General features: G+C 42.7%; 18 protein-coding genes. 4 read left to right on the top strand and 14 right to left on the bottom strand.

Annotated elements, in window-relative coordinates; translation table 11 throughout:
* Positions 1-37: 37 nt before the first annotated feature.
* From HMPREF3002_RS03865 to HMPREF3002_RS03835, 7 genes are all read right to left on the bottom strand, one after another.
* Positions 38-1,780, bottom strand: a complete 1,743-nt coding sequence (locus tag HMPREF3002_RS03865; protein ID WP_070665333.1) for an ABC transporter ATP-binding protein — start codon at positions 1,778-1,780, stop codon at positions 38-40.
* Complete coding sequence (locus HMPREF3002_RS03860) at positions 1,777-3,504, bottom strand: ABC transporter ATP-binding protein (protein WP_070665332.1); 1,728 nt, start codon at positions 3,502-3,504, stop codon at positions 1,777-1,779. Before HMPREF3002_RS03860 ends, HMPREF3002_RS03865 begins: the two co-directional genes overlap by 4 nt.
* A 116-nt stretch (positions 3,505-3,620) precedes the next feature.
* A complete protein-coding gene (locus HMPREF3002_RS03855; protein ID WP_049471720.1) occupies positions 3,621-4,820 on the bottom strand; it encodes an MFS transporter in 1,200 nt (399 codons plus the stop codon).
* Positions 4,821-4,898: 78 nt separating this feature from the next.
* Positions 4,899-5,615 (bottom strand): DUF1003 domain-containing protein, encoded by a 717-nt coding sequence (locus HMPREF3002_RS03850; RefSeq protein ID WP_049471721.1) that lies wholly within the window; start codon positions 5,613-5,615, stop codon positions 4,899-4,901.
* 68 nt (positions 5,616-5,683) lie between these two features.
* A complete protein-coding gene (gene asnS, locus HMPREF3002_RS03845; RefSeq protein WP_003007581.1) occupies positions 5,684-7,030 on the bottom strand; it encodes an asparagine--tRNA ligase in 1,347 nt (448 codons plus the stop codon).
* A 148-nt stretch (positions 7,031-7,178) separates the two neighbouring features.
* A complete protein-coding gene (locus HMPREF3002_RS03840; protein WP_070665331.1) occupies positions 7,179-8,357 on the bottom strand; it encodes a pyridoxal phosphate-dependent aminotransferase in 1,179 nt (392 codons plus the stop codon).
* A gap of 16 nt (positions 8,358-8,373) precedes the next feature.
* The gene (locus tag HMPREF3002_RS03835; RefSeq protein ID WP_176745563.1) at positions 8,374-8,871 is read right to left on the bottom strand and encodes a cell wall elongation regulator TseB-like domain-containing protein; all 498 of its coding nucleotides are present in this window, start codon (positions 8,869-8,871) and stop codon (positions 8,374-8,376) included.
* Between the two features lie 207 nt (positions 8,872-9,078).
* Between HMPREF3002_RS03835 and HMPREF3002_RS03830 the strand changes: the two genes are divergently transcribed.
* Positions 9,079-9,525, top strand: a complete 447-nt coding sequence (locus HMPREF3002_RS03830) for a MarR family winged helix-turn-helix transcriptional regulator (protein ID WP_003001765.1) — start codon at positions 9,079-9,081, stop codon at positions 9,523-9,525.
* A gap of 118 nt (positions 9,526-9,643) precedes the next feature.
* On the opposite strand, the gene yaaA is transcribed toward HMPREF3002_RS03830, so the two are convergent.
* Complete coding sequence (gene yaaA, locus HMPREF3002_RS03825; RefSeq protein WP_070665330.1) at positions 9,644-10,369, bottom strand: peroxide stress protein YaaA; 726 nt, start codon at positions 10,367-10,369, stop codon at positions 9,644-9,646.
* 66 nt (positions 10,370-10,435) lie between these two features.
* Between yaaA and HMPREF3002_RS03820 the strand changes: the two genes are divergently transcribed.
* The 3 genes from HMPREF3002_RS03820 to HMPREF3002_RS03810 all read left to right on the top strand — a co-directional run bounded on the left by HMPREF3002_RS03820 (position 10,436) and on the right by HMPREF3002_RS03810 (position 12,911).
* Positions 10,436-10,936, top strand: coding sequence for a DUF1836 domain-containing protein (locus HMPREF3002_RS03820; RefSeq protein WP_024056012.1), 501 nt, complete (start codon positions 10,436-10,438; stop codon positions 10,934-10,936).
* The gene (locus tag HMPREF3002_RS03815; protein ID WP_070665329.1) at positions 10,911-11,558 is read left to right on the top strand and encodes a PAQR family membrane homeostasis protein TrhA; all 648 of its coding nucleotides are present in this window, start codon (positions 10,911-10,913) and stop codon (positions 11,556-11,558) included. The genes HMPREF3002_RS03820 and HMPREF3002_RS03815 overlap by 26 nt, the downstream gene beginning before the upstream one ends.
* Before the next feature lie 63 nt (positions 11,559-11,621).
* The gene (locus tag HMPREF3002_RS03810; protein WP_070665328.1) at positions 11,622-12,911 is read left to right on the top strand and encodes an aminotransferase-like domain-containing protein; all 1,290 of its coding nucleotides are present in this window, start codon (positions 11,622-11,624) and stop codon (positions 12,909-12,911) included.
* Between the two features lie 33 nt (positions 12,912-12,944).
* On the opposite strand, the gene HMPREF3002_RS03805 is transcribed toward HMPREF3002_RS03810, so the two are convergent.
* The 6 genes from HMPREF3002_RS03805 to HMPREF3002_RS03780 all read right to left on the bottom strand — a co-directional run bounded on the left by HMPREF3002_RS03805 (position 12,945) and on the right by HMPREF3002_RS03780 (position 18,811).
* On the bottom strand, positions 12,945-13,193 hold the full coding sequence (locus HMPREF3002_RS03805; RefSeq protein ID WP_070665327.1) for a hypothetical protein: 249 nt from the start codon (positions 13,191-13,193) through the stop codon (positions 12,945-12,947).
* Between the two features lie 92 nt (positions 13,194-13,285).
* Entirely contained in the window at positions 13,286-15,040 is a 1,755-nt protein-coding gene (locus tag HMPREF3002_RS03800) for an ABC transporter ATP-binding protein (protein ID WP_070665326.1), read from the bottom strand.
* Complete coding sequence (locus HMPREF3002_RS03795) at positions 15,027-16,781, bottom strand: ABC transporter ATP-binding protein (RefSeq protein ID WP_070665325.1); 1,755 nt, start codon at positions 16,779-16,781, stop codon at positions 15,027-15,029. The genes HMPREF3002_RS03800 and HMPREF3002_RS03795 overlap by 14 nt, the downstream gene beginning before the upstream one ends.
* Before the next feature lies 1 nt (position 16,782).
* Positions 16,783-17,448: an MmcQ/YjbR family DNA-binding protein gene (locus HMPREF3002_RS03790; RefSeq protein WP_070665324.1), complete on the bottom strand. Its 666-nt coding sequence runs from the start codon at positions 17,446-17,448 to the stop codon at positions 16,783-16,785.
* A 103-nt stretch (positions 17,449-17,551) separates the two neighbouring features.
* Entirely contained in the window at positions 17,552-18,187 is a 636-nt protein-coding gene (locus tag HMPREF3002_RS03785) for a copper homeostasis protein CutC (protein WP_070665323.1), read from the bottom strand.
* A gap of 21 nt (positions 18,188-18,208) precedes the next feature.
* The gene (locus tag HMPREF3002_RS03780) at positions 18,209-18,811 is read right to left on the bottom strand and encodes a hypothetical protein (protein ID WP_070665322.1); all 603 of its coding nucleotides are present in this window, start codon (positions 18,809-18,811) and stop codon (positions 18,209-18,211) included.
* Positions 18,812-18,939 lie beyond the last annotated feature (128 nt).

Genomic DNA, 18,939 nt, shown 5'->3' with positions numbered 1-18,939 from the left:
AACGAATTACCGATTTCTGTCCCACTCTCTTTTCATTTTAACTAATTTGTTGCTGAGCAGTCTGCATCTTGTAGTAAACACCTTGTGCTTCCATTAGTTCTTCATGGGTGCCATGCTCAACAATATCGCCATCGACCATGACAAGGATCATATCGGCATTTTGAATGGTCGATAAGCGGTGAGCAATGATAAAGCTGGTCCGTCCTTTCATGAGTTGATTAAAGGCATCTTGAATCAAGACCTCCGTCCGAGTATCGATGGAGGATGTCGCCTCATCCAAGATCAAAATCTTAGGAACTGAAAGGAAAACCCGCGCAATCGTTAAGAGTTGGCGTTGTCCTTGAGACAAAGACTCTCCAGCATCTGAAAGATAGGTATCGTACCCTTGTGGCAACTGCCGGATAAAGAAATCTGCATTGGCTGCATTGGCTGCTTCTATGACTTCTTCTCTAGTTGCATCTGGACGAGAAAAGGCGATATTTTCATGAATCGTCCCGACCTTAAGCCAAGTTTCTTGCAGGACCATACCAAACTGTTGGCGGTAAGAAGCACGGGTGTAGTCCGTAATTGGCACCCCATCAATCGTGATCTCTCCAGAATTGACAGGGTAGAAACGCATGAGCAAATTAATCAAGGTCGATTTTCCTGCTCCAGTAGGCCCTACAATGGCCACTTTACTGGCGGCTGGAACCTGAATAGTTAGATCTTTAATCAAAGTCCGCCCCAAATCATAGCCAAATGAGACATGCTCAAAACCAATCGCACCTTTGACATCCTGACTTTCCAGAACCAGTTGCCCTGTCTCTTCGACCTCAGCTTGATCCAAGACGCTATACAAGCGCTCTGCGCAGGCAAGGGCACTTTGGAGTTCTGACAAGACGGAGGAGATGTCATTAAAGGGCTTGGTGTATTGGTTGACATAATTGAGGAAGGTCACCAATTGACCAACAGTAAAGTGAGATCCCGAAATAATGCGTACAGCACCAAATCCAGCCACTACTGCATAAATCAAGGCATTCACAAAGCGAGTGGCAGGGTTGACAGTTGAAGAATAAAAGACAGCGGATTGGGAATAATTGGCATAGCTTTCATTCGTCCCCTTAAAAGCCTTACGGAATTGATCCTGAGCGTTAAAGGACTGGATCAAGCTTTCCTGGGTCAAGGACTCTTCGATCAATTGAGTTTGAAGACCACGCGCCTTGGTCTGCTTTTGGAAAAGCGTATAAGAACGCTTGGCAATAAAACGAGCAATCAACAGGGATAAAGGGGTCAAGACCAGAACCGCCACCATCATAAAGAAATCCAATTCCGCCATAGTCACGATAGTGACAAGAATGGTTAAGAGGCCAACAAAGAACTGGTTAAAGACCATCAGAAGACCACTATTGAGTTGCTCTACATCGGTCGTGAGGCGACTGACAAAGTCCCCGCTCCCTTGTTTATCTAGATAAGACAAGGGCAATCGGTGTACTTTTTCCATCACTTCTGCTCTTAGGCTTTGGCTAAACCGATAGACCAATTGATTGTAGACAAGAGGATTGATCCATTGGATCAGGGTATTAGCCACAATGACCAGAACCATTTGGATCAAAACGGGCCATAAGACTGTCATTCCTTGAGGATTGATGACTAAATCAACCGCATGTCCGATCAGGATCGGTAACCAAACCGTTAAGGCCACTTGAGCAATGGTTCCAAGACTAGCTAGGATCAGGAGCCCGGGATGGTGAGCAAAATCTCTAAACAGACGTTTTAAATAACTGGAACGTTTTTGACTCATGCTTCCTCCCTCCCGTGTTGTGAATAATGAATTTCTTGATAAATCTCATTGGTAGACAAAAGGAAATCATGATTTCCCAGTCCTACTTGATGTCCCTTGTTCAAGACTAAAATCTGATCAGCAGTCTTGAGACTATTGGTTCGTTGAGATACTAAGATCAAACTCGTATCACTCAATTCTTCTTTAATCGATTTTAAGAGACGAGCTTCCGTCAAATAATCCAAGGCAGAAGTTGAATCATCCAAAATCAAGAAAGGAGCCTTCTTCAAAAGGGCACGCGCAATGGTCAACCGCTGGCGTTGCCCACCTGAGAAATTTCGACCAAAGGCTTCCACTGGCTCATCGAGTTGTCCTTCTTTTTCACGGACAAAATCAGCAGCCTGAGCTGTTTCTAGTGCCCACCACAAATCTTCATCCGATAGATTTTCTTCCATTCCAAGTAAGAGATTCGAGCGGATGGTTCCTCTAAAGAGCTCTGCCTTCTGTGGGACAACAGCTACCCACTCCCGCCACTCCTTAAGAGTTTGAGGAGAGTGACCTTGATGATAGAGGGCTAATTTCCCATGACTAACGGCATACAAATGACTCAATAACTGAACAAGGGTGGATTTCCCAGATCCTGTACCACCGATAATTCCCAACATCTGTCCATGATCCAGATCAAAGGAAATATTTTCTAGAGCTGGGCTTGAAGCCGTTGGATAAGTGAAAGAAACTTTCTGGGCGCTAATCGCTTCTTGCTCTCTTGCAGTTTTTACTGGCAAAGCTTCTAGGAGGTCTTCTTCCTTCAAATCGAAAATCTCTTGGACACGCTTGGCTGAAATATAGCTGACATTTAAAGACGTGACCAGCATCGCCAGTTTGATCAATTCTGTTAAAATTTGTAATAAATAATTGACCAAAGCGACCAACATCCCTTGGGTTAAAAGACCAGCAGAGATATTCAATTGTCCTTGCCAAATGACACAAATCAAGGTCGTATTGACCACAAGGAAGGTCAAGGGACTCACCAAACTAGACCAGATACCAGCACGAATTTGCCAGATCTTATAGTCTTGATTGACTTCTTTAAAATCTTCTAATTCACTAGCCTGTTGTCCAAAGGCCCGAATCACTCGCATCCCTTGAAATTGCTGACGCGTCACCGTGACCATCCTGTCTGTGATTTTCCGAATGGTTGCAAAGAGAGGATTGACAATCCGGGACATGATGACAATAATCAGCGTCAAAATGGCCACCATCCCCAAGAACCAAAGGGTTAATTTCGGACTGATCATAAAGGCCATGATAATAGAGCCAAAGACAATAATCGGCGCCCTCAAAAAGAGGCGCAAGAAGAGATTGATCCCAACCTGGATTTGATAAGTATCAGAAGTGAGACGGGTTACCAAACTAGATGTACCGATTCTATCTCGCTTGTCCTTTGGAAGGGACAAGATTTTATCATACAAATCCTTGGTCATTTCACGGGTAAATCCGACAGCTGCTTTAGATGAAAAATACTGAGCCGTAATGGCAACGACGACACCAAAGCTAGCAAATAAAAACAAAGCACCGACCATCATCACCACCCCGCTCGTTTCCTTTTGCGGAATGACCTGATCGACTAAGTGGGCGATGATTAAGGGGACACACAATTCAAAAATAGCTTCTAAAAGCTTAAACACGGGCCCTAGAAAAGTTTCCCATAGATAGCCCTTAAAATACTTCAATAATGATTTCATACAACTCGATTCTTTTTAAATAGGATATACCTATTTTACCACAAATTCTTAAGATGAAAAAACTCCCCCTACAGAGCAGAGAGAGTTGAATACTGACCAGATGAAGGTCAGAAATCTTATTCCTTCTTTGTTACCTTGCTTAAGGTCTTACCCATTTTCCCCAATCCAATCATTAGTAGTGGGAAAGAAAATAGTGTTATAAGGCCTAATACAAGAAAGACTGCTACAAAGCCACAGCTATCAATGAACCAACCAGTCAGTGGGAAAATGACAATCATAGATAGACTAAACATCATGGAATTGATACTCAGCATGGTTGCTCGTACACTGGAAGGTAGATAGGCTTGTAAATCATTGTAGTAGATGGGTTGATAAACGGCATAAAGAGCATTGGTCAAGAGATAGACACACAGATAAGCGAATGGAGTCTTTACACCTACCAAAAACAAGGCCAACCCTGTCAGTGCAACTAGAATCGGAAAGACTTGATTACTATTCCATTTTTTCCCGATTTGACTGGCCAAATAAACCGCCAGGAGATTGAATCCACTACCAATTAACATGATGAGCGAAACTTGCCAACTGGCTAAGTCACTAATTTTCTGTTGGTAGTAAAAATAAAACATACACATGATGGTCCCTACCAACTGATAGGTGAGCATCCAGTAAAACAAGACTGGTTTGTCCTGCCATTCTTGTTTCACTACCTCCAATATCCGCTTTAAGGTCAAGTGACTTCGTTCATCACTCTTGCTCTCTGGCTCCTTCATGAGAAAAATCAAGAGTATGGAAAGCAAGGAAAGGCCAATGGAAATATAGTAGGTCCAAGCCAATGCTCCGTGAATAAAGAAGCCTGCCACGACTGTACCTAACGTTCGGGTGACTTCGGCCACACCAGACAAGAAGCTAGAAATCTGAAGATAACGGTCTTTTTGACCTGCTTCTACCGCTGAATCAAATAAGAAAGCTGTACTAGTCCCCGAGTCAAAATTATAAGACCAAGCATTGACCATCATAGCAATCGCATAGATCCAAAAGTTCCCCTGACCAAATAAAATCAAGATAGAAGATCCAATACTGGACAAGCGAGCCAAATAGAGATTGGTCTTGTAGCTAAAGCGATCGGCTAACATACCAGATGGGATCTCACACAAGAGACTCGTCCCATGAAAGATACTCTCTAATAAACCAATCTGAAGCAAAGAAAGACCATTTTGAATAAAAAAGAGAATCCAAAAACTGGTGATTCCAAAATAAGATGTAAATTCCAAACCTGCTAGGAGTGAAATATTGCGTTTGTAAGTTCTTTTAAACATTGTTTTTCCTCTTTCAATAGATTATATAAGTGTTTCTAAAAGACTTACTTAGATTTGCCTACATTTTCTCCACCTCCTTCATTTTTCTTGATTCATTTCTTGACGCAGCTGGGCCACTTGATTAGACAAGGACACCAACAATTCGGTTTGCAACTTTTGAATTTCCAGTAAATCCGTCTGGTCTTGTTGCACCATATGATCAATCTTCGTATGAAGCAAGCGAATTTCTCGTTCCGACTCCATATTAACGTTAAAGTCATTTCGCGCTTGCAGGCGATCATAATCTGCTGCCCTGTTTTGACTCATCATGATCAAAGGAGCTTGAATCGCCGCAATCGTAGAAAGTGCTAGATTGAGCAAGATGAAAGGATAAGGATCAAAATTCCAGCCAAAAGGATGCAGGACATTGATCAGCATCCAAATAGCCATCATCAGGATAAAACTAATGATAAAAGTCCATGAACCACCAAAGCGCGCAACAGAATCAGCCACCCGCTGACCGAAGGTATAGCTGGCTGTCAAGCGGTCTTCAACGTTAAAGGGACGCTCGCTTTCAGGCATGACACCTGTCACCTGCTGTTTAATGGCTTCGTTTTTATCATTGGCACGCTCAATAATCTGTCCAAGATAATCCATACAATATTGGCTCAAATTTTTATACGTGATAAAATCATCCATTTGACTTTCAGGATAGGAAGTCTTGAGCATCTGTTGAATGGAATGGTCTAGATCTGCGATCAAAGACCCCTGACCATCCTCGTATTCTTTCCCATCAATGATGTCTATTTTCAGCATTGAAATTCCTTTCATAGTTTTTTGAAGCAGATAAAAGTGAAAAACGCCTAATGGCGTTTTTACGTCTATTAAGGTTTGATACGATGCAACATACGTGGGAATGGAATAGCTTCACGGATGTGTTTAGTACCAGCCGCGAAGGTAACCATCCGTTCAATCCCAATACCAAATCCACCGTGTGGAACTGTACCGTATTTACGAAGGTCAAGGTAGAATTCATACTCTGTACGATCCATGCCAAGTTCATCCATTTTTGCAACAAGGGCATCGTAGTCTTCCTCACGCATAGAGCCACCGATGATTTCTCCATAGCCTTCAGGAGCAAGCAAGTCTGCACAAAGCACGCGCTCTGGATTTCCAGGAACTGGTTTCATGTAGAAGGCCTTGATAGCTGCTGGGTAGTTCATGACAAATGTTGGCACACCAAAGTGGTTTGAAATCCAAGTCTCATGTGGTGAACCGAAGTCATCACCATGTTCCAAATGCTCGTAATCCGCATCTTCATCGTTTTCATGCTCTTGCAAGAGATCAATCGCTTCATCATAAGTGATCCGTTTGAATGGCTCTGCAATGTAGCGTTTCAAGAGCTCCGTATCACGCTCCAATGTTTCCAAGGCTTGAGGAGCACGGTCCAAAACACCTTGTAGAAGAGCTTTGACATAAGCTTCTTGCAAGTCAAGTGATTCATCGTGTGTCAAGTAAGAGTACTCAGCGTCCATCATCCAGAACTCAGTCAAGTGACGGCGAGTCTTAGATTTTTCAGCACGGAATACTGGTCCAAAGTCAAAGACGCGACCAAGGGCCATAGCACCAGCTTCCAGATAAAGCTGACCTGATTGACTCAAATAGGCTGGTGTTCCAAAGTAGTCTGTTTCGAAAAGTTCTGTAGAATCTTCTGCAGCATTTCCTGAAAGAATTGGGCTATCAAACTTCATGAAGCCATTCTTATCAAAGAACTCATAAGTTGCATAGATAATGGCATTACGGATTTGCATAACGGCAACTTGTTTGCGTGAACGCAACCACAAGTGGCGGTTGTCCATCAAGAAGTCTGTCCCGTGTTCTTTAGGAGTGATTGGGTAATCTTGAGATTCACCGATCACTTCGATGTCTGTAATATCCAATTCGTAACCAAATTTAGAACGCTCGTCTTCTTTGACAATACCAGTCACAAACACTGATGTTTCTTGGCTCAAGCGTTTGATGGTATCAAATTTTTCAAGCCCCACTTCTTCGCCGAATTTTTCGATAAAGTTTGGTTTAAAAGCCACACCTTGGAAAAAGGCAGTCCCGTCACGCAATTGCAAGAAAGCAATTTTTCCTTTACCTGATTTGTTGGCCACCCAAGCACCGATGGTCACTTCTTGACCAACATAGTCTTTTACTTCGATGATAGTAATCCGTTTTGTCATCATTCATCTTCCTTTTCTCGTTAAACTTGTCCGAAGACATTATCTTCTTAATTGTATCATAAAAAGGCTTTCAGTGCTAGGTTCTACCTGTGAAAACCAGATTTTTTTTAAAGAAAAAGATCCTCAGCTCATTACTAAGGATCTTGCATTTTTATTTTTCCATAAAGGCCTTGAGGCGGCGAACAGCTTCTTTCAGGGTATCCAAATCTGTCGCATAAGACAAGCGAACATTTTCAGGAGCACCAAAGCCAGCTCCCGTTACTAAAGCAACCTCTGCTTCTTCTAAAATTGCTGTGGTAAATTCCGTCACATCTGTATACCCCTTCATCTCCATGGCCTTCTTGACATTTGGGAAGAGATAGAAGGCTCCTTGAGGTTTGATGGCTTCAAAACCAGGTACTTCATTCAACAAAGGATAAATAGTATTCAAGCGCTCTTCAAAAGCTTGACGCATGATCTCAATAGAAGATTGATCTCCTGTGAGGGCTTCGATTGCAGCATATTGGGAAACGGTTGTTAAGTTGGAAGTTGTTTGGCTGATCACCTTGGCCATGGCTCCAATAATCTCAGGATCTCCTACAGCAAAACCAACCCGCCAACCAGTCATAGCATAGGTTTTAGAAACTCCGTTAATAACGATGGTTTGCTTGCGAATCGCTTCTGATAAGCTAGAAATGGGCGTAAAGGTATTGCCATTGTAGACCAATCGTCCATAGATATCGTCTGCCAAAATCAAGATGTCATGTTCGACAGCCCACTTTCCGATTGCTTCGAGTTCTTCTTTACTGTAGATCATTCCTGTTGGATTGGATGGCGAGTTCAGCAAAACAACTTTTGTCTTGTCTGTCCGTGCTGCTTCCAGTTGCTCTACCGTTGCCTTGAAGTGATTTTCTTCTGTTGTTTGGAAAGTAACAGGTGTGCCTTCTACTATCTTAACCTGGTCTACATAAGAAACCCAGCAAGGGGTTGGAATGATGACTTCATCACCTGGATTGATGACAGATGTAAAGAAAGCATAAAGAATAAACTTGGCACCAGTGCCGACCACAACCTCATTTCGGTTCACTGCATAGCCATAAAACTCTTTCATGTAGTCGCTAATGGCATCCTTCAATTCTGGAAGTCCAGATGCAACCGTATAAAAGCTAGCGCGACCATCCTCGATCGATGCGACTGCTGCTTCTTGAATATTTTTTGGAGTCGCAAAGTCAGGTTGACCAAGGGTCAAACTTAAGATATCACGGCCTTCTGCTGCCAAAGCTTTGGCACGCGCATTTGCAGCCAAGGTCACACTTTCTTCCATTTCCAATACACGATTTGATAATTTCATATTTCCTCCTCAAATCTTAAAAAACACCGGTGACTTTCCCAGTCTTGAAATCCACCACATAATAAGAGCTCCCAGCCTTGACTTCCCAGATCGGTTTGCCTTTAAAGCGTCCAAAAGTTACCCGATCAATCGCGTTCTGACTCTTCTCTTTGACGACAGAAGCTGCCTCTTTGGAACTAACTCCTTCTTTCAAAGGGTAGGTATAGACTGCATCATCCGCCTGCGCCACCAAAACCACTAGTTCTTGCCCCTCTTGGTCCTTGCCAATAAAGGAAAGATACGCTTCTTTGCCATGAAAGAAACTCTCCGTCTCAATGGTCGCAATCGAAGAGTGAGACAGAGCTATTTTTCTTGCTTGCGCCATTTGATCCTGCAAGCGATCAGAAGTTTTTTCAGCAAGAAATAACCAAGAAAAAAGGACCGTCAACGCTAAGATACAGACTCCTATTATATGTTGCCATATTATAAAAAGATTATTTTTCTGTTTCACTCCCTCATTATACACCAAAGCCACCTAGAATTCTATAGATTTTCAAGAAAGAATTGTTACTAATATTTCATACCTGTTACAATGTTTTAGTATAAAATTGTTTGATAAACAAAGTAAAATTAACACCTTTGCTATCATTTGTTCATAGTTTAATAAATTTGTCACAATTTTGTAACTAATTTGAAAATAAAATTAAACGACAGAAATACTATTTATTGATAAAATATAGATATGGAAAATTTAAAGAGATTATTCAAAGAAGCAAACGTAGATTTAAAAACCATGATCGTCTTCCACAAGGCAGAACGATTGATCCGTGCCTCTGAGGCTCATATCTTTAAAAAGCACCAGTTGACACCAACTCAATTCTCTGTACTTGAGACCTTGTACAGCAAAGGCGATCTCCGCATTCAAGATCTGATTGATAGCATTCTTGCGACCTCTGGAAATATGACTGTGGTTATTCGCAATATGGTCCGCGATGGTTGGATTACACGCGAAACCGATCCAGAAGACCGCCGTGCTTATCTTGTATCTATTACAGATGCCGGTCGTAAAAAGATCGAAGAAGCTCTTCCAGATCATATCAAAAATATTCAACGCTTGATGCAAGTCTTTAATAGTGGCGAGCAAGCTGAGTTGACAGAACTCTTGAAGAAATTCAAACATATCGCCTAAGCCTACTGCTCAAGACGATTCTGACTCCAAAATCCTCTATTTTGGAGTTTTCATCGTGCATTCTCTTTATCTAACAGATCAAAAAAATATTCCTGACGCTTCTCAGGAATATTTTTATTTATTCTTTCACAAAGATCCATTCTTTCTCTTGCGATAAATCCTCACGATAAGAAAAACCTGCTACTTCTAGTGATTTCAGATCTTCTAGATGGGTGATTTCTTCCTTCATCATAGCTGTTACCATGGCCCCACGTGCTTTCTTTGAAATCGTCGAGTGAATCTTCAGTGTCCCACCACGATTCTCCATGAATTTGATCCGAATCATTCGCTCACGAATGGCTTTTGAAAAGACCTGTTCAAACTCAGAAGACAAAAGAGATAAGATCTGCTCCTCACCTTCTACTGCCTGATCATAGTCCTCTTTCCAGAATGCCTTTAGAGATTTTCCAGCTGGTTTTAGCTTCATCATAAAATCCAAGCGATGGGGCGCAATCCCTTCATAGGCAGGTAGTACACCGTATAAAGCGGTCGTGATTAACAAATGCTCCTGCAGATAAGCCTGCTCTTTTTCAGATAAGTCTTGACGCTCGATACTACGGTACATAAGGCCATCAAACAGTTCCAAAGCAGGATAGGTTTTAGCACTCCCAGCTAACAGAGCTTCAATTCTTTCCTTTTCTACTAGGGCTCTTTCCTCTGAGATCCCGTAAAAAGTCGCTAATTCTTCTAGGGAGAATGCCTTTAAAGCTTGGAGGATGGTTTTTGTCTTCTCTGACAAGGGTTGGGGCTCGACGATACGAGCCTGTTCGTTCAGTTCTTTGGCGGATGGAATTAATAGTTTCATAGGTCTATTGTACCATATTTTTCAAATTTTCTTGACAGAAGTTTTTATTAATGTTATTATCTAGTTATGAAAACTAGATTAAAGAAAGGTGAAGATTTCGTGTCCACTTTTTCCTATCCAACGTGGGAGCAACTGCCTGAACTAGACCTCTATCTCGATCAGGTCCTACTTTATGTCAATAAAACCTGTGCACCTGTCCTCTCTTCTTCAGATAAGGGCTTGACGGCTGCCATGATCAACAATTACGTAAAACATGGCTATGTCGAAAAACCAGATAAGAAGAAATACCAGCGTAGACAGGTGGCTCGCTTGATCGCTATTACAACCTTAAAAACGGTCTTTTCTATTCAGGAGATCGCTTCTACCTTAAATTTCTTGCAGGACCAGGCGAGTTCAGATCTTCTCTATAATAGCTTTGTCGCTTATCTCAATGAGCAAAAAGAGCCGATCGCTCCTATTATTCGCTCTGCCTGTCAGACGGTTCAACTTTATCTTGAAACCCTATCTTATATTCAACCAGTAAAAACGGAGGAAGAAACTGATGAATTACTCCATGAAACTAAGTAAAAAATTATCCTTTGGAGAAGAGATCGCAAATAGCGTAACACACGCTGTTGGCGCCCTTCTCATGTTGATCTTGCTTCCGATCTCAGCAGTCTATAGCTTTGAGCAACATGGTCTGCTCAGTGCTTTTGGTACGTCTATCTTTGTGATCAGTCTCTTTTTGATGTTTCTGTCTTCGACCGTCTACCATGCCATGTCTTACGATTCACCTCAAAAGTATGTGCTTCGCATTATCGACCATTCCATGATCTACATTGCGATCGCAGGTAGTTACACACCAGTTGTCCTTACCTTGATGAACAACTGGATGGGCTACAGCATTATTTTGATCCAATGGGGAACCACCATCTTTGGTATTCTCTACAAAATCTTTGCCAAAAAAGTCAATGAAAAATTCAGTCTGGCTCTTTACTTGATCATGGGCTGGTTGGTCATCTTTATTATTCCCCAAATCGTTAGCCAAACCAATCCGATCTTCTGGGGTCTCATGCTCATGGGCGGTCTGTGCTACACGGTTGGAGCTGGCTTTTATGCTAAGAAAAAACCATACTTCCACATGATTTGGCACCTCTTCATCCTTGCAGCTTCTGCTCTTCAGTATTTAGCGATTGTATACTTTATGTAATAGGCTCACCACTCTTATGAGTGGTTTTTTTGTGATTTTTTCTGTACAATAGAAAAAAACTGTATGGGGACAGTCGGAATGAAGACGAGCAAATACCAACAAATTATCGATTTCTTAAAAGAAGCTATTCAAGATGGAGAACTGGAAACTGGACAAAAAATTCCTTCTGTTCGCCAGTTAGCTAGTCAATTTTCTTGTAGTAAGGACACGGTGCAACGTGCCTTGCTGGACTTGACTTACCAGCACTTCCTCTATGCTAAGCCTCAGAGTGGCTACTATGTTTTGGAGCAAGAACCTGATCGACATGAGGATCTTCCACTAAAATTAGAGAAAGACCGCAACCAGGCTTTCGAGGACTTCCGGACCTGTATCAATGAAACCTTGATTGGTCGGGAGAATTATCTCTTTAATAACTTTTCGGACCAAGCAGGCTTACTCGAAGTACGCCAATCCATTCAAGGCTTATTGAAGGAAGAAGGTATTTATTCGACTGCAGATCAGATTGTTTTGACTGCTGGTACCCAGCAGGCGCTCAATATCCTCAGCCAGATTGACTTTCCCAATAAAAGATCGCAGATCTTGATCGAGCAACCGACTTATCATCGGATGAACCAACTCTTAGATTCGCAGCAACTTGCCTACCGTACCATTCAACGTAATTTAACGGGGATTGATCTCGAGGAACTTGAAGAGATTTTCAAAAGTGGCCATATCAAATTCTTCTACACGATCCCCCGTTTTCACTATCCGCTCGGTCATAGCTATTCTACCAAGCAAAAAGAAGCGATCTTGCAACTAGCTGACCAATATGATGTCTACCTTGTTGAGGACGACTATTTGGGAGATCTTGATGGCAGTAATGCTCCATCTTTTCATTATTTGGATCAAAAGAACCGGGTGATCTACATCAAATCTTTTTCGACCAATCTCTTTTCTGCTCTTCGCATCACTTCCATGATCCTTCCCCAAGACCTTCTAAAGCCGGTCTTAACCTATAAGACGATTCTGGACTATGATAGCAATCTGATCATGCAAAAGGCCTTGAGTCTCTACATTGATAACGGTATGTATCTGACCAATAAAAAGCGACTCCTAGCCAGAAAAAAAGAGGAAGAAGCTAGTCTAAAGACCTTGATGGATCAGTCTTCTCTTCTCCCTCATCTGACCCTGACCCACGATGGGATCCTTCTAGAACTCAGACAAGTTCAATCCCTCGCTGCCTTAAAACACAGTGGACTCCCGCTTGATTTCTTTGAAGCAGCCTACATCACTTCTTGTCCTTATCAACTCGCCAAGATCCAATCAGCAGATGTGGCCAACGTTTTACCAAAACTTACAACTTTTTTTGAATGAGAAACCCTCGTACAGATTATACGAGGGTCTTTCTTATTTCTTTAATTGCTCATAGATAAGTTTGGCATTTTGAAGGCCGATCCGATAATCGAGGCGAATCAGGCGAATCGCTTCCATCTCTGGTTCTTTGAGGTACTTCTCTCTTTGTTCCTTGGAAATACTACCTGGTTTTAGAAGATAGTGAGTGAATTGATTTCTGACTTTAGTAAGCTCAACTTGAAGGGTGAAATAGAGTCCAAATAAGACAATCACAACTCCCATCAGGATCAGATCGTTTGACATGGTGTATGCTCCCTTTTTCTGTTCTTTTCTTTATTTTACAGCTTTCAAGCAAGAAAAACAAGGTTAAATTTGCATTTAGACCTTGTTTGTCCTTATTTCATCATACCAGCCTGAAGGTCATACATTTTCTTATACGTTCCTCCTAGAGCAATGAGTTGGTCGTGGTTCCCTGATTCGATGATTTCTCCTTTATCGAGAACATAGATGCAATCGGCATCTTGGATGGTAGAAAGGCGATGGGCAATGGCAATGGTTGTCCGCCCTTGGCGCATCTTCTTCAGAGAATTTTGGATCATCTCTTCCGTCTCTTGGTCGATATTGGCAGTGGCCTCATCCAAAATGAGGATCTTAGGCTGGGCAGCAATGGTCCGGGCAAAAGCCAGAAGCTGACGCTGACCGGTCGACAAGGTAGAACCCCGCTCTGTTACCGGATGATCATAGCCACCAGGTAAACTCTCAATAAAGTCTGCTACATCCACAAATGCAGCTGCTTGTCGGATTTCCTCATCTGTCAGTTCTTCATGGTACATCCGGATATTAGAAGCAATGGTTCCATGATAGAGGAAGGGTTCTTGCAACACTAGACCGATGGACTTGCGCAAGGCTTCCTGGCTGTAGTCCTTGATATCCTGTCCATCAATCAAGATCTGGCCACGATCAAATTCATAAAAGCGCATGAAGAGATTGATAATAGAGGATTTACCAGAACCAGTATGACCAACAAAGGCAATGGTTTGTCCGTTTTTGACCTCAAAGGAGATCTCTTTTAGGACATCCCGTTTGCCATCATAAGAAAAAGATACATGCTCAAAACGAATATCTCCCCGCTCAATTTCTTTCAGGCTACCAGCTTGCTTAGGCTCATAGTCGTCTCGATCCATCATTTCGAACACACGACCTGCAGAAATGGTTGAGGTCTGCAAGGTTGCAAAATTTTGGGTGACATCAATCAAGGGCTGGAAAAGCTGGTTAACATATTGGATAAAGGCATAGATAAGACCTGCTGTAAAGCCAGAGGACTGCCAATTTAGGCCGAAAAAGGTTAGAATAACCGCATAGGCCAGGACCTGTAACAAGGTCATAGCTGGCCTCAAAAAGAGGGAATTGACATCCACAGATCGGTTGGCATAGTCCAAATGTTCCCCATTAATCTGTTCGAATTCATCCGTCAAGCGCTTTTCTTGACGAAAGGCCTGCACGATCCGCATTCCTTCAATAGATTCCGATAATTTCACATTGATATCTGATAATTTCTGACGCGTCATTTTGACCAGGCGGTTAGACAACTTGCGATAGAGACGAATGGAAAACCAAATGATGGGAAGAAAAGGCAGGATCCAAACGGTCAAATGCCAGTCCAAGCTAAACATGGTTACCAGGGTGACTAAAAAGAGTAAAAAGGATGAAACTATGCTTGAAAAGACCGTAGAAAACATATCTGCGACTGCCTGTGTATCATTGGTCACACGCGAAACAATCGAACCTGCTGCTGTCTGGTCATAAAAGGACATACCCAGCCTTTGAAGATTTTTGAAAATATCTAGACGGATGTCTCTTACGATAGAATTGGATACACGCGCAAAGGTTAACTGGCTCAGGTAAGTTGCCAGCACGCGCCCAATGAATAACCCATAGTAGAGAATCAAAAACTGAAAAGTTGTCAGTACTGGGGAGCCTGCTTCTGTTGGATCCACTAGGTGGTCAATGTACCAGCGAGCTGCAAGAGGGATCGCCGTCAATAACAGACTAGTCAGGAAGGTAAAGGCTAAGGCTAGGGCTGTTAACCACTTATAACGCCACATGTAAGTCAAGAGCCGCTTCATCACACGAGCTTCAGATGTTTTCATTCAGCTTTCCCTCCATTTCTTCTGATAATTGTTGGGCTTGGTAGGTTTCATAGTACCAACCTTTTTGAGCCATTAATTCCTCGTGATTTCCTCGCTCCTTGATCTGTCCATTCTCCATTACCAGAATCAAATCCGCATGAACGATCGCTGATAGGCGATGGGCTGTGATGATGGTTGTTTTCCCCTTGCGTTCCTGCTTCATATTTTCAATGATTTGGTGTTCTGTCTTAGCATCTACTGCAGATAAGGAGTCATCCAAGATCAAGATCTCAGGATTCATGACCAAAGCACGACTCATGGCAATCCGTTGCTTTTGCCCGCCAGAAAGAGAGACTCCTCTCTCTCCCAGCACTGTCTCCATCTGGTCTGGCATGGCCAGAATATCCTCATAGACTCCACAAGTTCTCAGAGCCTTCATCACCTCTTCTTCCTCGATCTGTGGATCTGAAAAAGCGACATTCTCTCGAATGGTCATGGCAAAGAGGATCTGATCTTGAGGGACGTAGCCGATCAAGCTTCGAAGATCTTCTAAACGATAGTCTTTGATAGAGATTCCATTGAGCAAGATATCTCCCTGCTCCAAGTCGTGCTCTCTAAGCAAGAGACGCAACAAGGTAGTCTTTCCAGATCCAGTTGGACCCACAATTCCAAGGGTTTGCCCTTTTTCAAAATGAAAGACAACCTTTTCAAGGACAGGATCATTCTCATAGGCGAATTCTTCAATATCATATTCCAGATCTCCGTTTTGAATGTCTGTGACTGGTTGACTTGGATCTTGGATATCAGGTATTTCGGCTAAAAGTGTCTCAATCCGATCATAGGAAACACTAGCACGCTGACTAATATTAAACAAGAAGCCCATGGCTTGAAGGGGCCAGACGAGCATATTGAGATAGGTAATAAAGGTTACGATTTGTCCAACCGTCAGGCTCCCTTCCTGAACAAATAGCCCTCCGAAGTAGAGCGTCAAAACATAGGAGAGACCGACAAAAAGAAGAGTAGTCGGATCAAACAAAGCATTGTAACCGGCTGAAGTCATATTCTTTGAAAAGACCATTTGATTGGTTTTTTCAAAAGCCCGAATCTCATCTGCCTGAAAGCCAAAGGATTTGGTCACCTTGACTCCTGATACTGATTCCTGGACAAAGTTGTTCAGCTCTGAGAAGCCTTCTTGGGCCTCTTTGAAGGCTTTGTGGTTTTTGCGTCCAATGGCGGAAGTTACTACTACCATGACCGGTAGGGGCAAAATAGCTAAGAGGGTTAAGCGCCAATCAATCATGAAAAACATGCTGACTAGAGTCACCAAGGCCGTCACGGAAGCATCCACTGCAGACATAACGCCGCCACCAGCAAACATGGTTACCGCATTGATATCATTAGTAGCATGGGCCATGAGATTCCCTGTCCGATAACGCTGATAAAAAGACGGAGACATGAGCGTAAATTGCTTAAACAAACGGTAACGCAAGATCCGAGCCAACTTATTAGCCGTCCCAAAAATATAGCGTCTCCAGACAAAACGAAGACCATACATGGCTAGAGCTGCGAGGACCAAAAGGGCGATATCCACAACTAACTGCCCCAGTGTCAGCCTTCTTTTATCGATCAAATCGATCACAAGTCCCATGATTCTTGGAGGAATGAGGTTTAAAAAACTAACCAAGATCAAGGACCCTATCCCGATCAAGTATCGCTTCTTCTCTAAATTAAAAAACCAAGATAATTTCCTCAACAGATTCATCTTATTTCCCCTTTTTGGTGAGTTGCCAGCTACTATCCACCAGAGCAAACAAGTCCTCATCAGCAATTGTTCCATCTAAGGGGATACTCACCCAATATTTTTTATTCATATGAAAAGCTGGATAAATCCCTTTCTGCTGGATGAAATAGGCTACTTGATCAGACTTGACATTAAAAACTTCTATTTTCCCAGACTTGCCAGCATCCAGTTTTTTCCAATCAATGGTCATAAAGACACCATACCACTTGAGGGTGTCTCGGTGGCGAATGGCACCGGATTCTGGAGATCTCTCCCACAAATACTCAATCGTTCCCTGATAGTGCAGAGAGATATAGGCCATGAGACGCTTGGCTTGAGGATAGAGAAATTTCTCTACCTCAAAACAAGCTTGGCGAATCCTTGCAAGACTTTCCTGACAGGCTTCCCTGACTTGGCCAACGAAATTTCCTTGTAGCTGTTCCTGATGGATCTGGATATACTCGTCCCCTGTATCCTGATCATAGACCTGAAAAGAAATCTTCTGGTCGCAGACACGGACCTTTAAGAGAAAAGAGTCCGATAAGACGGGACACTGGTACTCATAGCCTGCCCCTCTCTTTTCAAATCCAAAAACCAATCCCTTTTCTGGCTGAAAGGTGTATCGGTCAAAATAATGCTCTAAAAACATTTTCTCTCCCTTATTCATTTTTGCACTAGAAGAGGCTGGAAACAACGTCTCCAACCTTGATAACGGATCTTCAAAACTACTTCAAGCAGTGATCGTTTCTTTTTTAAAACACAATGCGCGTGCCATGCAGTTGACAAACGCCCAATTGCTCCAAAAAGAGCTGACGATTGTCAAGGGTCACACCTCCACCTGGCAGGATCTGAATCTTTCCCTTAGCCGCATCTAATAAACGATGATAGTGGGCAAAACGTTGCTCTAGTGGGTCACCTGGACTTCCGGCTCGTGTTAAAATGCGGGCTACACCCTGATCAGAAAGCCACTCAATCGCTTCTAGCTGATCTGTATGAGCTAACTCATCAAAGGCCATATGAAAGACAACCTCTGCCTCTCCACAGGCTGCTAGTAAAAGCTGCATGATCCTCTGGTCCAACTTTCGATCGCTCGTCAGCGCTCCCAGCACAAAACAAGTAACCCCTATTTCTTTCGCAGCACGAATATCCGTCAGCATAGCTTCGACTTCCAGATCAGTATAGACAAAATCGCCACCTCGGGGTCGGATAATGACACATAGATCCACGGACTTCTCTCTTGTCAGTTTGATTGCTTCATTGATCACACCTATACTAGGTGTGGTCCCTCCTACTGCCAGGTTATCGCACAGTTCAATGCGACCTGCCCCAGCAGCAATCGCCTTATCAATATAAGTTAAATTCTCTGCACAAAATTCAAAGACAAGCATGACAACTCCAATTACAAAGACTTAAAACAAGGATATACTAACGGTTACCTTAGCATTGCCATTTTCCACTCTCGCTTTTGAGATGCTATAGCCTGCTTGAGGGATATCAAGGGTGATTTGATCACCATTCACTGTGAAGCCGCCTCCATTTTGATTGGATTGATCCTTCAAATAGTTGAGAACCAAGAATTTTGGAATGGGCATTTTCCCTAATTTAGCACCGGTCACGGTCAAATTCATGACATTGTTTTCAACTTGACCGGTCATGGTTAAATCTAGATAGCTATCGATTGGCCCTAATGATACAGGAACTTTGACATGAAGGTCATTGCCATCCATTCCTAATGCCATCTTTTGATAGTCAGAATTGTCAAGGGCGGATCCAGCACTTGTTTTTACGACCTGACTCAATTGCACTGAATTGAGACTTAGCTCAGTTGAGAGCCCTTCAGTGCTCACAGAGGCATTTGAAACAGCATTTTGAGCCAGCTCAATCAAAGAACTCCCTGCCTGCACATTTCTCAGTTGCTCCCCTTCAGGGATAGATCCAGGAACCAACAAGATCACTAATAACATAAATAAAACGATCACCATGCCAATTAGGCGTCTCATCCACTTAAACATCTGCTCCTCCAATACGTGAAAAGTTGTACTCCTATTGTACATTAATTCAAAAGAAATTGCGACTAAGAGGGGCCTTTACAAAGCAAAAGAGAGCGTGGGACAGAAATCGGTAATTCGTTAGAATTCGA

This window comes from Streptococcus sp. HMSC065E03, from assembly GCF_001815045.1.
GTDB classification, from domain to species: domain Bacteria; phylum Bacillota; class Bacilli; order Lactobacillales; family Streptococcaceae; genus Streptococcus; species Streptococcus parasanguinis_AD.
The sequence above is the reverse complement of the archived record's forward strand: the minus strand, read 5'-3'. Positions and strand labels throughout refer to the sequence as shown.

Excerpts from the sequence above, each read along its gene's own strand:
- HMPREF3002_RS03865 (WP_070665333.1), bottom strand. The coding sequence starts at position 1,780 with ATGAGTCAAAAACGTTCCAGTTATTTAAAACGTCTGTTTAGAGATTTT.
- HMPREF3002_RS03860 (WP_070665332.1), bottom strand. The coding sequence starts at position 3,504 with ATGAAATCATTATTGAAGTATTTTAAGGGCTATCTATGGGAAACTTTT.
- HMPREF3002_RS03855 (WP_049471720.1), bottom strand. The coding sequence starts at position 4,820 with ATGTTTAAAAGAACTTACAAACGCAATATTTCACTCCTAGCAGGTTTG.
- HMPREF3002_RS03850 (WP_049471721.1), bottom strand. The coding sequence starts at position 5,615 with ATGCTGAAAATAGACATCATTGATGGGAAAGAATACGAGGATGGTCAG.
- asnS (WP_003007581.1), bottom strand. The coding sequence starts at position 7,030 with ATGATGACAAAACGGATTACTATCATCGAAGTAAAAGACTATGTTGGT.
- HMPREF3002_RS03840 (WP_070665331.1), bottom strand. The coding sequence starts at position 8,357 with ATGAAATTATCAAATCGTGTATTGGAAATGGAAGAAAGTGTGACCTTG.
- HMPREF3002_RS03830 (WP_003001765.1), top strand. The coding sequence starts at position 9,079 with ATGGAAAATTTAAAGAGATTATTCAAAGAAGCAAACGTAGATTTAAAA.
- yaaA (WP_070665330.1), bottom strand. The coding sequence starts at position 10,369 with ATGAAACTATTAATTCCATCCGCCAAAGAACTGAACGAACAGGCTCGT.
- HMPREF3002_RS03820 (WP_024056012.1), top strand. The coding sequence starts at position 10,436 with ATGAAAACTAGATTAAAGAAAGGTGAAGATTTCGTGTCCACTTTTTCC.
- HMPREF3002_RS03815 (WP_070665329.1), top strand. The coding sequence starts at position 10,911 with ATGAATTACTCCATGAAACTAAGTAAAAAATTATCCTTTGGAGAAGAG.
- HMPREF3002_RS03810 (WP_070665328.1), top strand. The coding sequence starts at position 11,622 with ATGGGGACAGTCGGAATGAAGACGAGCAAATACCAACAAATTATCGAT.
- HMPREF3002_RS03805 (WP_070665327.1), bottom strand. The coding sequence starts at position 13,193 with ATGTCAAACGATCTGATCCTGATGGGAGTTGTGATTGTCTTATTTGGA.
- HMPREF3002_RS03800 (WP_070665326.1), bottom strand. The coding sequence starts at position 15,040 with ATGAAAACATCTGAAGCTCGTGTGATGAAGCGGCTCTTGACTTACATG.
- HMPREF3002_RS03795 (WP_070665325.1), bottom strand. The coding sequence starts at position 16,781 with ATGAATCTGTTGAGGAAATTATCTTGGTTTTTTAATTTAGAGAAGAAG.
- HMPREF3002_RS03790 (WP_070665324.1), bottom strand. The coding sequence starts at position 17,448 with ATGTTTTTAGAGCATTATTTTGACCGATACACCTTTCAGCCAGAAAAG.
- HMPREF3002_RS03785 (WP_070665323.1), bottom strand. The coding sequence starts at position 18,187 with ATGCTTGTCTTTGAATTTTGTGCAGAGAATTTAACTTATATTGATAAG.
- HMPREF3002_RS03780 (WP_070665322.1), bottom strand. The coding sequence starts at position 18,811 with ATGTTTAAGTGGATGAGACGCCTAATTGGCATGGTGATCGTTTTATTT.